The organism is Streptomyces sp. NPDC006193, from assembly GCF_040613915.1.
Lineage (GTDB): Bacteria > Actinomycetota > Actinomycetes > Streptomycetales > Streptomycetaceae > Streptomyces.
Genome location: NZ_JBEXTB010000034.1, coordinates 59,987 through 73,587 on the forward strand (window position 1 = coordinate 59,987; position 13,601 = coordinate 73,587).

Here is a 13,601-nt window from a genome sequence, read left to right on the forward strand (position 1 = left end):
CGTGCCGGTCCGGGGCGGACGGCCGCGGGTTCACCCGGCGGAGCGCGTCACCGGCGCCGCCCGGCGCCGAACTCGCCGTCGGTCAGGCTGGTTTCGTGCACGGTGTGCAGCTTCTCGTCCGCGCCGGTGCGTTCCAGGCGCAGCCGGGCCGAACGGCCGTGCAGGGTCAGGGTCATGAGCTGGTTGCCGAACCACGGACCGCCCCGCTTGCGCCACTTCACCGGCGGCCGGGAGCAGCGGCCGTGCCGGGCGAGGAGCCGCCCCAGCAGACGGGCCGGCGCGCTCCAGCCGAAGCGGAAGCCGATCCGCATCGACAGCGGCACGGAGTTGTGCACGGGCGAGCAGGTGAGCTGGACGACGGGGACGTGCGGCCCGCCGGACGGCCAGGACGCCTCGGCGATGTAGGCGTGGTGCACGTCGCCGGACAGCACGCACACGGTCGCCGGGGCGCCGGGCGCGGTCCCGGCCTCCAGGACGAGGGCGGCGAGGTCGGCGAAGGAGCGGGGGAAGGCCGCCCAGTGCTCCAGGTCGGCCCCGCGGCGCAGCCGCTCGCCGAACCGGGCCCAGCGCGGCCCGCGTTCCCCGGCGCACAGGGCCGCGTCCCAGGCCTCGGCGTCGTGCACCAGGTGCGGCAGCAGCCAGGGCAGGGAGGTGCCGATCAGCAGGTGGTCGTACGCGCCCGGGTCGGCCAGCACCTGTGCGCGCAGCCAGTCGGCCTCGCCCGCGTCGAGCATGGCCCGGCGGTCCTCGTCGAGGACCCGCGCCGCCCGGGAGTCCACCATCACCACCCGGATGCGGCCGAAGTCGCGCCGGTAGCTGAAGCGGACCGAGGAGAGGTCGGCGTCGGCCTTCTCGGCGAGGGCGCGCAGCGCCTCCGTGCCGTCCGGCGCGGCCCGTACCGCGGCCCAGGTCGGGTCGTCGGCCAGTTCGGCGGGGGAGAGGTTGCCGAGGTGCTGGTGGACCCAGTAGGACATCAGGCCGCTCATCAGCCGCTCCTGCCACCAGTCGGTTCGGCGCATGTCGGCGAGCCAGGCGGCGGAGGTGTTCCAGTCGTCCACGACGTCGTGGTCGTCGAAGATCATGAAGCTGGGCACCGTGGACAGCAGCCAGCGCACCTCCGGGTCGAGCCACGATTCGTGGTAGAGGTGGCAGTACTCCTCGTAGTCGGCGACCTGGCTGCCGGGCGGCTCGTCGAGGTCGCGGCGGCCCGCGAGCCAGCGCTGCGTCCGCTCGGAGGTCTCGTCCGCGTACACCTGGTCGCCGAGCAGCAGCAGGACGTCGGGACGCTCCGCGTCCGGGTCGGCCGCCAGCCGTACGGCGAGGGTGTCCAGGGCATCGGCGCCGACCGGGTCCTTGCCGTCGGCCGGGGGCGCGGCCCAGCGGCAGGACCCGAAGGTGACCCGGACGGCGCCGCCGGCGCCGGGGGTCCGGATGACGGAGGGCGGGAAAGGGGAGCCGGGCAGCGGCCACACCCGGTCGCCGTCGAGGAGCACCTCGTACGACGGGGAGGCGCCCGGCCGCAGCCCGGTCACCGTGACGAGGGCGTAGTGGTGCCCGGCCACCTGGAAGGTGGGGGCCGTGCCGCCGGCGCCGTCCGAGCAGCGGACCTCCGCCGTGCAGGGCCGGCCGGTCTCGACCCACACGGTGGCGCACGAGCCGTCGGTGTACCTCAGCAGCGGTCCCAGACGCAGTTCGGCCACGGCGATCGCCCTCCTGTGTCGCACGAGACGGGACGGAGACGGAGACGGAACGACCGTACGACCGTACAGGGCCCGGCGGCCGTGCAGGGCGGCCGCACCGGGCCGGCGGCCGTGCCCGGCAAGCCGGCCGGAGCGGTCCGCCGGGCATGTCGTGCGTCTGGTTCCGTCCGCCGTGGGCACGTGGAGGATGACCGCGGGGCCCGGCGGGGCGGCCCCGGCGAACGGCGAGCGGGAGAGGCGGTGTGCCGTGACCGAGCGGGAGCACGTGCAGGAGGCGGAAGAGACGCGCGGCACCGTGGACGGGGACGACCTGCTCCGGGGTCTGGAGGTCGACGACCGGCAGCCGGAGCGGCCGGTGCTCCTGGACGGCGACGGCCGGCCCATCGACACCTGGCGGGAGAACCACCCCTACGACCACCGGGTCGGCCGGCGCGAGTACGAGCGGACCAAGCGGATCCTGCAGATTGAGCTGCTCAAGTTCCAGCGCTGGGTGAAGGACACCGGCCAGCGGGTCGTGGTGGTGTGCGAGGGGCGGGACGCGGCCGGCAAGGGCGGCACCATCAAGCGGTTCACCGAGCGGCTCAACCCGCGCGGGGCCCGGGTGGTGGCGCTGGACAAGCCGACCGAGCGCGAGGCGGGGCAGTGGTACTTCCAGCGGTACGTGACGCACCTGCCCGCCCGCGGCGAGATCGTCTTCTTCGACCGCTCCTGGTACAACCGGGCGGGCGTCGAACGGGTCCTGGGCTACTGCACGCCGGACGAGTACCGGCAGTTCCTCGAACAGGCCCCGCTGTTCGAGCGGCTGCTCACCGACGACGGCATCCTGCTGGTGAAGTTCTGGTTCTCGGTGTCCCGGGCCGAGCAGCGCACCCGGTTCGCGATCCGCCAGGTCGATCCGGTGCGCCGCTGGAAGCTCTCCCCCACCGACCTGGCCTCCCTCGACCGCTGGGACGACTACACCGCGGCCAAGGTCGAGATGTTCCGGGCGACCGACACCGCCCACGCGCCCTGGACCGTCGTGAAGAACAACGACAAGCGGCGCGGCCGGCTGGAGGCGATGCGCAGCCTCCTGGACCGCTTCGACTACCCGGCCAAGGACCGCAGGGCGGTGGGCACCCCCGATCCGCTGATCGTCGGCGCGGCGGACACCCTGCTCGAACCCGGCGAGGAACCCACGGCCCTGTCGCCGACACCGCTGGCCGGACCCGGCGGCGGACCCGGGAACCACCCGGACCCGCGGTGACGGGCCGGCCGCTGCCACAGGGGAGGAGGGACCCGGACCATGGGGACGGTGGTGCACGTCCCGCAGACGCGGGACATGATCGGGGACGAGCTCTCCGGTGACGAGGCCTTCACCGCGCTGCGGCGTTACGGGGGCGTGCGGCTGCTCGTCGACGCCTTCTCCCGCTTCCGCTACGCCGACGGCTTCACCAACGCACGGGCCCTCGCCTTCCAGATCGTGCTCGGGATGGTGCCGTTCACCATCGCGCTCGTCGGCCTCGCCACGGCCGCGCACACCGAGAGCGTGGGGCGGGTCATCGAGCTGACCCTCGGCAGGATCGTGCCGGGCGCCAGCGCGGACCTGATCCGGGACGCGCTGCACCGGGCCGGCCGCACCGCCGGCTCCGACACCTGGAGCACCGTCGCGCTCTGCCTGGGCCTGCTCTTCTCCGTCCTCAACCTGGCCTCGGCGATGGGCCAGGTCGAGCGCGGCGCCAACCGCATCTACGGCATCGAACGGGACCGCCCCTTCCCGCGCAAGTACGGCAGGGCCCTGCTCCTCGCCTTCGGCGCCGGCGTCCCCATGGTCCTGGGCTTCCTCGTCCTCGTCGCCGGGGAGGCCGTCGGCGCCGCCACCACCGAGGCGCTGGGCCGGCCCGGGCCCCCGGCGTGGTGGGGCGCGCTCGACGTGCCCGTGGGGACGGCCCTCGCCTGGGTGGCCTCCGCGGTCGTCTTCCGCTGGTCCCCGCGCCGGGGCCAGCCCGGGTACACCTGGCTGGCGTTCGGCTCCGCCGTCCACCTGGTGCTGTGGGTCACCGCGACCTGGCTGCTCACCCTCTACGTCTCCCGCAGCGGCTCCTTCGGCGCCGTGTACGGGCCCCTGACCGCCTTCGTGGCCCTGCTGCTGTGGGCCAACCTCACGGGTGTCGCCCTGTTCCTGGGCATCGCGTTCGCCGCGCAGCTGGAAGCGGCACGCGCCGGCCTGCACCGGGCCGTGCGCCCCGACCCGGGGCCATGACCCCGGCGGCCTGCTGCCCGCCCGCACCGTCGCCGCCCTCCGGGAGGCGGCGCTGCTGCGGGCCGAGGTCCGGCCCCTGCTGCGATCGCCCGGCCGCCCCGCGCAGCGGGCGCGCACCGGCGGCACGACCCGTGCCCCGGCACGGGTCCCCGGCACGACCCGTGCCGGGGGCCCGCAGCACCACGGGGGCCCGCAGCACCGCGGGGGTCCGCAGCACCGCGGGGGCCCGCAGCACCGCGGGGGCCCGCAGGTCTCCGGCCCGCGGGACCGGGCACTCCTGCCGTCGGTCCCCGGCCCGCCCGCGCTGTACCTTCGGTCTCACGTCGAAGAGGAGAGTCAACGTGAGCAAGTTCGTGCGGCCGGCGGCCGAGGGCGCCGATCCCTTCGGGACGGCCCGTCTGCGCCGCGGTGTCCTCGACGCCTGGGCGACCAGCCCCGCCCGGTTCCGTGAGGACGCCAACGCCGAGGAGGACCTCGTCCTGGGCGGCTACCGGGACCGGCTCGTCGTCGAGCTGGCCCAGAACGCCGCCGACGCCGCCGCCCGGGCGAAGACGCCGGGCCGGTTGCGGCTCACCCTCCGCGACGGCGTGCTCGTGGCCGCGAACACCGGCGCCGCCCTGGACGCGGCCGGTGTCGAGTCGCTGTCCACGCTGCGGGCGTCCGCGAAACGGGACACCGAGGCGACCCACGGCGCCGTCGGCCGGTTCGGCGTCGGTTTCGCCGCCGTGCTCGCGGTGACCGACGAACCGGCCGTCGTGGGGCGGCACGGCGGCGTCCGCTGGTCGCTGGCCGAGGCCCGCGAACTGGCCGCCGACGTCGCCCGGCACAGCCCCGGACTCGGGGACGAGGTGCGCCGCCGGGACGGGCACGTGCCGCTGCTGCGGCTGCCGTTCCCCGCCGAGGGCACCGCCCCCGACCCGTACGACACCGCCGTCATCCTGCCGCTGCGGGACGCCGCCGCGGCCGGCCTCGCCGAGCGGCTGCTGGACGGGGTCGACGACGCGCTGCTCCTCGCCCTGCCGGGGCTGGAGGAGCTGGTGATCGAGGTCGACGGCGGCGCGCCGCGCACCCTGCGCCGGCGCGTCGAGGGAGCCGTCACCGTCGTGGAGGACTCGCGGGACGGCACCACGGCGTGGCGCACCGCGTCCGCGCACGGGCCCCTCACCCCCGACCTGCTCGCCGACCGGCCGGTGGAGGAGCGGCTGCGGCCCCACTGGTCGGTGACCTGGGCGGTGCCCGCCGACGAGCAGGGGCGGCCGGTGCGGCCCCGCACGAGCGCGGTGGTGCACGCCCCGACGCCCAGCGACGAACTCCTGGGCGTGCCCGCGCTGCTCATCGCCTCCTTCCCCCTCGACACCACCCGCCGGCACGCCGCGCCCGGGCCCCTCACCGACTTCCTGGTGCAGCGCGCGGCCGACGTGTACACCGAACTGCTCGCCGGATGGCGGCCGGTGACGGACGGGATCATCGACCTGGTCCCCGGCCCGCTCGGCAAGGGCGAGCTGGACGGGGCGCTCCGGCAGGCCGTGCTCGAACGGCTGCCCAGGACCGCCTTCCTGCCCCCGGCCGCCGAGGCGAGCGGCGACGACGACGAGCTGCCGCAGGCCCTGCGGCCCCGGGACGCCGAGATCGTGGAGGGGGCCGGGGCCGGCACCGTGCGGGTCCTGGCGGAGGTGCTGCCCACCCTGCTGCCGGCCGGGCTGGAGCGGCGCGCCGAGCTGCGGACCCTCGGGGTCGCCCGGCTGCCGCTCGCCGACGCCGTCGACCGGCTCGCCGGGCTGGAGAAGGACCCCCACTGGTGGTGGCGGCTCTACGACAGCCTGGCCGGGGTCGATCCGGACCGGCTGTCCGGACTGCCGGTGCCGCTGGCCGGGGGCGCGTCCACGGCCTTCGGCGGCGGGGCGCGGACCGTGATCGGACCCCGTCAGGTGCTGCTGCCCACCCCGGACGGCGCCCGGATCGACCCGGACGTGCTGCGGCGGCTCGGCCTGAAGATCGCCCACGAGGACGCCGCGCACCCGCTGCTGGAGAAGCTGGGCGCGCTGCCCGCGACCCCGCGCGCGGTGCTGACCACCCCGCAGGTGCGGGCCGCCGTGGCGGGCTCCCTGGAAGGGGACGGGGGCCTGGGCTGGGAGGAGGACGCGCCGGACGCCGAGGAACTGGCCGACGCCGTCCTCGGCCTGGTGCGGGACGCGGGACTGGAACCCGGTGACGAGCCCTGGCTGGGTGCCCTCGCCCTGCCCGACGAGGACGGGGAACTCGCGCCCGCCGGTGAGCTCGTCCTCCCCGGCAGCCCCTTCGCCCGGGTGATCCGCGAGGGCGAACTGGCCGCGGTGGACGCCGAGCTGGCCGAGCGGTGGGGCGAACAGCCGCTCGCCGCCTGCGGGGTGCTCGCCGACTTCGCGCTCGTCCGCGCCACCGACGTCGTCCTCGACCCGGACGAGCTGGAGCCCCGCGAGGGCGACTACGCCGAACCCGACGACGTGGGGCTGCTGGACGCCGTGGACGTGTGGTGCGAGGACATCCTCGACCGGTTCCCGGACAGCCCCGTGCCGCCGGTGGCCACCGAACTCGTCGCCGTGCGCGACCTGGAGCTGGTGGACGACGACCACTGGCCCGAGGCGCTCGCCCTGCTGGCCCGGCCGCCGCTGCGGGACGCCCTGACCCAGCCCGTGCGCATCCTGCTGCCCGACGGCACCCACGAGGCCGTACGGCCGTACACCGCCTGGTGGCTGCGCGGGCACCCGGTGCTCGACGGGCGCCGGCCCGCCGGGCTGCTCGCGGCCGGCGGGGACCCGCTGCTGCGCGGCCTGTACGACGAGGCCGACGCCACCGGGTTCGAGGACGAGCAGGTCCTGCGGGCGCTCGGCGTGCGCACCTCCGTCGCCGCCCTGCTGGACGAGCCGGGCGGCGCCGCCGAGCTGCTGGACCGGCTCGCCGACCCGGGGCGCACCGTCACGCCCGCCCAACTGCACGGCCTGTACGGCGCCCTGGCGGAGCTGGACCCCGAGCGGGTGACCCTGCCGGACGAGCTGCGGGCCGTGGTGGACGGTCGGGTGGAGGTCGTGGACGCCGCGGCGGCGGTCGTGGTCGACTCCCCGGACCTGCTGCCGTTCACCGCCGGGGTCCCGCTGCTGCCGGTGCGGCCCGCCCGGGCCGCCGAGCTGGCCGAGCTGTTCCAGGTGCGGCGGCTGAGCGAGTCCGTCACCGGCGAGGTGCACTCCGAGGGGACCGAGCACGCCGTGCCGGACGCGGTGCGGGTGCTGCTGGGGCCGCGGACGCCGCGGACCTACGTCGAGCACGAGGAACTGGTCGTGGACGGCGTCGGGATCGACTGGCGGCTCACGGACGACGGCGTGCTGCACGCGGCCACCCTGGAGGGCGTGGCCGCGGGGCTGGCCTGGGCGGCGGGGCAGTGGCCGCGCCGGTTCGAGGTGGCCGCGCTGCTGGAGGACCCGACCCGCACGGAGGAACTGGCCCGCGACCGCTGGTTCGACTGACCGGGCGCCGGCCGGCTCCGCCCCGGGAGCGATGCCGCTCCCGGGGCGGGCCGTGCTGCGTCTCATTCCTGTCCCGAGCGGGTAACGGGTGTCCAAAATCCGACCGGAAACGCCTCTTGCCGTACAACCAACGGTGTGCTTCGTGGATCTGATCGCGTGAGTCGACCGACTCCACGATCACTGCTCCCTCCAGGGGAAAACGCACATGCGCATACGTGCCACCGTGGCCGCCGTCTCCGGCGCCCTGGCCCTGTCCGCCCTCGCCGTCCCGGCCGCACACGCCACCGGCGACTCCGGCACGCCCTACACGCTGGACGTCAGCTTCTCGAAGGTCTCCCTCACCAAGGCGATCAAGGTCGGGACCACCAACGAGGTCAGCGCGACCTACACGTACACGCTGACGCACGGCGCCGGCGTGGACATCACCGCGGACGACTTCTACACCGACGCCACCCTCTACAAGGGCTCGTACGACGACCCGGCCGCCGAACTCTACGGCGACGAGCCGGCGACCTGCACCGCCACCTCCTCGACCACCGCCACCTGCAAGGGAACCGTCGACATCCACCCGGCCGACGGCGACCTGAAGAACGCCTGGGCCGGTTCCTGGAACGTGTACGCCGAGGCGGTCGCCTTCAACGGGCAGGACCAGAACGACCCGGACATGAGCAAGGTCGGCTACAAGGACCAGGGCGGCCTCGGCAGCACCCTGGTGCAGCGCTACTCCAAGCTCACGGCGAACGCGGGCCCCGAACCGGTGGGCAAGGGCCGGACGCTCACGGTGACGGGCAAGCTGACCCGCGCCAACTGGGAGGACCACCAGTACCACGGCTACACCGGCCAGTCGGTCCAGCTCCAGTTCCGCAAGGCGGGCACGAGCACGTACACCACCGTCAAGACGGTGTCCACGGACTCGTACGGCAACCTGAAGACCACCACCACCGCGAACTACGACGGCTACTGGCGCTTCAGCTTCGCGGGCACCTCGACCACCCCGGCGGCCACCGCCACCGGAGACTACGTCGACGTGCAGTAGGCCGGGTCCCGCTGCCGCCGGCGGCAAGAGCGCCGGGGGCCGCCTCCGCAGGCGGCCCCCGGCCGTGGTGCCGCGCCGTCGTCACGGCGCCGTGCTCCGGGCGAGCCTCGCCACCGCCCGGGCCGCGCGTCCGGCCGGGGCTGCCGTACGGCTATTCCGCCGGTGTGGAGCGCAGCGCGGCGGCCCGTCTGATCGCCGCGTCCCGCCGGCGCACGTACCAGACGCCGATCAGCCCGAGTCCGCCTCCGGCGAGGCAGGTCCACACCCACCACAGGTGGCCGTGGTCCCGGAACCAGCCGTAGAAGGGGAGCTGGACGAGGAACAGGGCGAACCACACGATCGTGCCGCCGGTGATGGTGGCGACCACGGGGCCCTCCAGGGGCTCGGGCGCCTCGTGCTTGGGGGTCCACTTGGCCATGGGGGACAGCTTACGAGCCGATCAGGTCTACGCGCGGAGATAGCGATCTCGTCTTTTATGCCTTCATACTGAAACCGTTTGTCTCTGACCGCTTCTGCTCGTAGGAAACTCCAACGGGGTTCGGGGGAGCCCCACTGGTGATGAGGTCCCGCATGTCCACCCCGGCACCCGCCAAGGTCCCCACCCCCGAGAAGCCGGGTGGTGCGGCCGTGTACGGCTCTCTCGACCGCTTCTTCCGGATCTCCGAGCGCGGCAGCTCCGTCGCCCGCGAGGTCCGCGGCGGTCTGGCCACCTTCTTTGCGATGGCGTACATCATCGTGCTGAATCCGATCATCCTCGGCAGCGCGAAGGACATGTACGGGCACCACCTGGACAACGGCCAGCTGGTGACGGCGACCGCGCTGACGGCCGCGTTCAGCACGCTGCTCATGGGCGTCATCGGCAACGTGCCGATCGCGCTCGCCGCCGGCCTCGGCGTCAACTCGGTCGTCGCGCTCCAGCTCGCGCCCCGCATGTCCTGGCCGGACGCGATGGGCATGGTCGTCCTCGCCGGCTTCGTGGTCATGCTGCTGGTCGCCACCGGCCTGCGCGAGCGCGTGATGAACGCCGTGCCGTTCGGCCTGCGCAAGGCGATCTCGATCGGCATCGGCCTGTTCATCATGCTCATCGGCCTGGTCGACGCCGGCTTCGTCACCCGCATGCCGGACGCCGCGCAGACCACCGTCCCGGTCCAGCTCGGCACGGGCGGTCACCTGACCGGCTGGCCGGTGCTGATCTTCGTCCTGGGCGTGCTGCTCACCTTCGCGCTGATCGTCCGCAAGGTGCCCGGCGCGATCCTGATCTCCATCGTCGGGATGACCGTCCTCGCGATGATCGTCAATGCGGTCGCCACCGTCCCGTCCTGGGGTCTGACGGTCCCGAAGTGGCCGGGCAACCCGGTCTCCACGCCCGACTTCGGCCTGGTCGGCCAGGTCAGCCTGTTCGGCGGCTTCTCCAAGGTCGGGCTGCTGACCGGCGTCCTGTTCGTCTTCACGGTCCTGCTGTCGTGCTTCTTCGACGCGATGGGCACGATCATGGGCATCGGCGACGAGGCCGGGCTCACCGACGCCGAGGGCTACATGCCCGGCATCAACAAGGTCCTCTTCGTCGACGGCCTCGCGGTCGCCGCGGGCGGCGCCGGCTCCTCCTCGGCCACCACCGCCTTCGTGGAGTCCACGGCCGGTGTCGGCGAGGGCGCCCGCACGGGCCTGGCGAACGTCGTCACGGGCGGCCTCTTCGCGGTGGCGCTGCTCCTCACCCCGATCGCCACGATGGTCCCCTCCCAGGCGGCCACCCCGGCGCTGGTCGCGGTCGGCTTCCTGATCCTGTCCAACTCCGTCAAGGAGATCGACTGGGCCGACTACACCATCGCCGTCCCGGCGTTCGTGACCATGCTGATGATGCCGTTCACCTACTCGATCACGAACGGCATCGGCATGGGCTTCATCACCTTCACGGTGCTGCGCCTGGTCGCCGGGCGGGCGCGGGAGATCCCGGGGCCGATGTACGTCGTCTCGGCCGTCTTCGCCTTCTACTACCTGATGCCCGCCCTGGGCCTCACGTGACCCCTCACGTGACCCCACGCGTGCCTCCTCGCGTGCCCCCTCACGTGACCCCGTAGAACTTCTCCGTCTCCTCGACGGCGGCCTGGAACCGCTCGTCGAAGTCATCGCGCATGAGCGTCCGGACGACATAGTCCTGGACGCTCATGCCTCTTCTGGCCGCGTGCTGCCGGAGCCTTTCGAGCAGCTCCCCGTCCATCCGCAGGCTGAGCACACTGGTCCCCATGCGTACGAGAGTTGCCATGCGCGGCCCTCGGATGTGTGACTTTCCGGAACAGAGTCACCCGTACGGGTGATCGGAGGGTGTCGTGGCGGGCGTCACCGGCGGTGCGTGCGTTCCCGAGTGTCTTTAGCGAGGGTAATGAGTTACGCTAAAGAACATGCCGGACCTTACGCATGGCGACGACGCCGCCGCCGTGAACGCCCTCCGCTCCGCCGTGATGCGGCTGTCCCGTCGCCTCAAGCACCAGCGGGTGGACGAGTCGCTGAGCCCCACCGAGATGTCGGTGCTCGGCACCCTCGCCCGCTGCGGCTCCGCGACCCCCGGTGAGCTGGCCCGCAAGGAGCACGTCCAGCCGCCGTCGATGACCCGCATCGTCGCGCTGCTGGAGGCGAAGGGACTGGTCCGGCTGGAGCCGCACCCCGAGGACCGGCGCCAGAAGGTGGTCACGCAGACCGAGCAGGCCGAGGCGATGCTCGAGGAGAGCCGCCGCAAGCGCAACGCCTTCCTGGCCGGCCTGGTCGAGGGCCTCGACGAGGACGAGTGGGCCGCCCTGCGCGCCGCCGCCCCCGTGCTGGAGAAACTCGCGCATCTGTAAGCACACGTGTTGGAGGAGGCGACCCTGTTGAGTACGGGATCCGGAGCAGTTTCCGCCCCCGCACCGACCCCTACGACCCCCGTGTCCCGCACGTCCTCGATGTTCAGCTCGCTGAGGATCAGGAACTACCGCCTCTTCTTCGCCGGCCAGGCCGTCTCCAACACCGGCACCTGGATGCAGCGCATCGCCCAGGACTGGCTGGTCCTCAAGCTGACCGGCTCCTCCGCGGCCGTCGGCGTCACGACCGCCCTGCAGTTCCTGCCGATGCTGCTGTTCGGCCTCTACGGCGGCGTCCTCGTGGACCGCCTGCCCAAGCGGCCCGTCCTGCTGGTCACCCAGTCCGCCATGGCCGTCACCGGGCTCGCGCTCGCCGCGCTGACCCTTTCCGGCCACGTCCGGGTCTGGCACGTCTGCGTCGCCGCCTTCGCCGTCGGCCTCGCCACGGTGGTGGACAACCCGGCCCGCCAGTCCTTCGTCTCGGAGATGGTCGGCCCCGACCAGCTGCAGAACGCGGTCAGCCTGAACTCCGCGAACTTCCAGTCCGCACGGCTGGTCGGACCCGCCGTGGCCGGCCTCATGATCACCGGCGTGGGCACCGGCTGGGCGTTCCTCGCCAACGGCCTGTCCTTCGCCGCGCCCATCGCCGGGCTGCTGCTGATGCGCACCCGCGAACTGCACGTGGTCGAGCGCGCGCCCCGCGGCAAGGGCCAGCTGCGGGAGGGCCTGACCTACGTGGCCAGGCGGCCGGAGCTGATCTGGCCGATCGTCCTGGTCGGCTTCATCGGCACCTTCGGCTTCAACTTCCCGGTGTGGCTGTCGGCCTACGCGGACGACGTCTTCCACTCCGGCGCCGGCTCCTACAGCCTCTTCAACACCCTGATGGCCGTCGGCTCCCTGATCGGCGCGCTGCTGGCCGCCCGGCGCGGCACGGCCCGGCTGCGCGTCCTGATCGCCGCCGCGCTGGCCTTCGGCGCGCTGGAGACCGTGGCCGCGGTGGCCCCGTCGTACTGGCTGTTCGCGCTGCTCATGGTCCCGATCGGCGTCTTCGGCCTGACCGTGAACGTCACCGCGAACACGGCGGTGCAGATGGCCACCGACCCGGCCATGCGCGGCCGGGTGATGGCCCTGTTCATGATGGTCTTCATGGGCGGCACGCCGCTGGGCGCGCCGGTCGTCGGCTGGATCACCGACACCTACGGCGCCCGGACCGGTTTCGCGGCCGGCGGTGCGGTGTCGGCCGTCGCGGCCGCCGCCGTCGGCCTGGTCCTGTCCCGCATCGGCGGCCTGCGCCTGTCGGTGGGCTGGCACCACGGCCGCCCGCGGGTGCGTTTCGTGCCGCGCGAGCGGGACCGGCTGGCGACGGCCGCCTGAGCCGCCCGGCGGGGCTGCCGGGCCTCCGGGCCGGCGTCCGCCCCGGCGGGCCGCGGCTCCGGCCCGCGCGGAGCGTCGCGGGGGCCGCCTCCGCGGAGGGTGGTCGCCGTGGCCCGATCGTCCACCCGGCCCTTCTGCGAAGGTGAGGGCATGAGACTCTTCGCCGCCGTGCTGCCCCCGGACCACATCGCGGCGGAGCTCGCCGCCGAGGCGGCCCGGTTGCGGCGGCTGCCGGGCGCCGGCGGACTGCGCTGGACCGCCCGCCCCGGCTGGCACTTCACCCTCGCCTTCTACGGCGAGGTCGCCGAGGACCTCGTGCCCGCCCTGTCGGACCGGCTGGCCCGCGCCGCCCGCCGCACCGCCCCGTTCACCCTGCGCCTCGCGGGCGGCGGCCAGTTCGGGCACGGCCGCGCGCTGTGGGCGGGCGCCCGGGGGGACCTGGAGACGCTGCGCCTGCTGGCCGGCCGGGCCGAGGCGGCGGCGCGCAGGGCCGGGGTGCCGATGGGGGAGCACCGCCGCTACCAGGCCCACCTGACGCTGGCCCGCAGCCGGGACGCGGCCGACGTACGGCCCTGCGTCGCCGCTCTCGCGGAGTTCAGCGGCAGCGCCTGGACGGTCGCCGACCTGAGCCTCGTGCGCAGCCACCTGCCGAGGTCCGGCGTCCCCGGCGAGCAGCCGCGGTACGAGACGGTCGCCCGCTGGGCACTCGGCTCGGGCGGTTAGGCTCGATGGCGTGGACCCGAAGACACGGAACCGGATCATGGCCGGTGTGCTGGTGCTGATGTTCGCGGTGGTCGCTCTGGCCGCGGCGGTCAAATAGCGGCCTGCGGCGGGCGTGCGCCCGGGGGCGGGGGAGCGGCCGGCCGGCGCCCGGGAGCACTTCGAGACCGGCACGTCGGTGGTGTGGGACCGGCAGCC

At 74.2% G+C, this 13,601-nt stretch carries 11 protein-coding genes; 8 read left to right on the plus strand and 3 right to left on the minus strand.

What is annotated here, in order from left to right:
• Nucleotides 1-47: 47 nt before the first annotated feature.
• A complete protein-coding gene (locus ABZ261_RS25400; protein WP_356862917.1) occupies nucleotides 48-1,700 on the minus strand; it encodes an alkaline phosphatase D family protein in 1,653 nt (550 codons plus the stop codon).
• A 247-nt stretch (nucleotides 1,701-1,947) separates the two neighbouring features.
• On the opposite strand from ABZ261_RS25400, the gene ppk2 reads away from it, so the two are divergent.
• The 4 genes from ppk2 to ABZ261_RS25420 all read left to right on the plus strand — a co-directional run bounded on the left by ppk2 (nucleotide 1,948) and on the right by ABZ261_RS25420 (nucleotide 8,475).
• Nucleotides 1,948-2,943: a polyphosphate kinase 2 gene (ppk2, locus tag ABZ261_RS25405; RefSeq protein WP_356862919.1), complete on the plus strand. Its 996-nt coding sequence runs from the start codon at nucleotides 1,948-1,950 to the stop codon at nucleotides 2,941-2,943.
• A 39-nt stretch (nucleotides 2,944-2,982) separates the two neighbouring features.
• Nucleotides 2,983-3,939, plus strand: coding sequence for a YihY/virulence factor BrkB family protein (locus tag ABZ261_RS25410; protein WP_356862921.1), 957 nt, complete (start codon nucleotides 2,983-2,985; stop codon nucleotides 3,937-3,939).
• 341 nt (nucleotides 3,940-4,280) lie between these two features.
• Nucleotides 4,281-7,439, plus strand: a complete 3,159-nt coding sequence (locus ABZ261_RS25415) for a molecular chaperone Hsp90 (RefSeq protein WP_356862923.1) — start codon at nucleotides 4,281-4,283, stop codon at nucleotides 7,437-7,439.
• Between the two features lie 205 nt (nucleotides 7,440-7,644).
• Nucleotides 7,645-8,475, plus strand: a complete 831-nt coding sequence (locus tag ABZ261_RS25420) for a hypothetical protein (protein ID WP_356862924.1) — start codon at nucleotides 7,645-7,647, stop codon at nucleotides 8,473-8,475.
• Between the two features lie 151 nt (nucleotides 8,476-8,626).
• On the opposite strand, the gene ABZ261_RS25425 is transcribed toward ABZ261_RS25420, so the two are convergent.
• On the minus strand, nucleotides 8,627-8,893 hold the full coding sequence (locus tag ABZ261_RS25425; RefSeq protein ID WP_356862926.1) for a DUF2530 domain-containing protein: 267 nt from the start codon (nucleotides 8,891-8,893) through the stop codon (nucleotides 8,627-8,629).
• A 152-nt stretch (nucleotides 8,894-9,045) separates the two neighbouring features.
• On the opposite strand from ABZ261_RS25425, the gene ABZ261_RS25430 reads away from it, so the two are divergent.
• Nucleotides 9,046-10,497, plus strand: a complete 1,452-nt coding sequence (locus ABZ261_RS25430) for an NCS2 family permease (protein WP_356862928.1) — start codon at nucleotides 9,046-9,048, stop codon at nucleotides 10,495-10,497.
• 40 nt (nucleotides 10,498-10,537) lie between these two features.
• Here the strand turns inward: ABZ261_RS25430 and ABZ261_RS25435 are convergent, their stop codons facing one another.
• Nucleotides 10,538-10,720, minus strand: a complete 183-nt coding sequence (locus ABZ261_RS25435) for a ribbon-helix-helix protein, CopG family (RefSeq protein ID WP_356862929.1) — start codon at nucleotides 10,718-10,720, stop codon at nucleotides 10,538-10,540.
• 154 nt (nucleotides 10,721-10,874) lie between these two features.
• Between ABZ261_RS25435 and ABZ261_RS25440 the strand changes: the two genes are divergently transcribed.
• The 3 genes from ABZ261_RS25440 (at nucleotide 10,875) to thpR (ending at nucleotide 13,406) form a co-directional block, all read left to right on the plus strand.
• Nucleotides 10,875-11,312 (plus strand): MarR family transcriptional regulator, encoded by a 438-nt coding sequence (locus ABZ261_RS25440; RefSeq protein WP_030642980.1) that lies wholly within the window; start codon nucleotides 10,875-10,877, stop codon nucleotides 11,310-11,312.
• Nucleotides 11,313-11,339: 27 nt separating this feature from the next.
• Nucleotides 11,340-12,683, plus strand: coding sequence for an MFS transporter (locus ABZ261_RS25445; protein ID WP_356862931.1), 1,344 nt, complete (start codon nucleotides 11,340-11,342; stop codon nucleotides 12,681-12,683).
• Between the two features lie 150 nt (nucleotides 12,684-12,833).
• Complete coding sequence (thpR, locus tag ABZ261_RS25450; protein ID WP_356862933.1) at nucleotides 12,834-13,406, plus strand: RNA 2',3'-cyclic phosphodiesterase; 573 nt, start codon at nucleotides 12,834-12,836, stop codon at nucleotides 13,404-13,406.
• Nucleotides 13,407-13,601: the final 195 nt, after the last annotated feature.

Coding starts and splice junctions, on each gene's coding strand:
- ABZ261_RS25410 (WP_356862921.1), top strand. CDS start 2,983: ATGGGGACGGTGGTGCACGTCCCGCAGACGCGGGACATGATCGGGGAC.
- ABZ261_RS25420 (WP_356862924.1), top strand. CDS start 7,645: ATGCGCATACGTGCCACCGTGGCCGCCGTCTCCGGCGCCCTGGCCCTG.
- ABZ261_RS25425 (WP_356862926.1), bottom strand. CDS start 8,893: ATGGCCAAGTGGACCCCCAAGCACGAGGCGCCCGAGCCCCTGGAGGGC.
- ABZ261_RS25430 (WP_356862928.1), top strand. CDS start 9,046: ATGTCCACCCCGGCACCCGCCAAGGTCCCCACCCCCGAGAAGCCGGGT.
- ABZ261_RS25435 (WP_356862929.1), bottom strand. CDS start 10,720: ATGGGGACCAGTGTGCTCAGCCTGCGGATGGACGGGGAGCTGCTCGAA.
- ABZ261_RS25440 (WP_030642980.1), top strand. CDS start 10,875: ATGCCGGACCTTACGCATGGCGACGACGCCGCCGCCGTGAACGCCCTC.
- thpR (WP_356862933.1), top strand. CDS start 12,834: ATGAGACTCTTCGCCGCCGTGCTGCCCCCGGACCACATCGCGGCGGAG.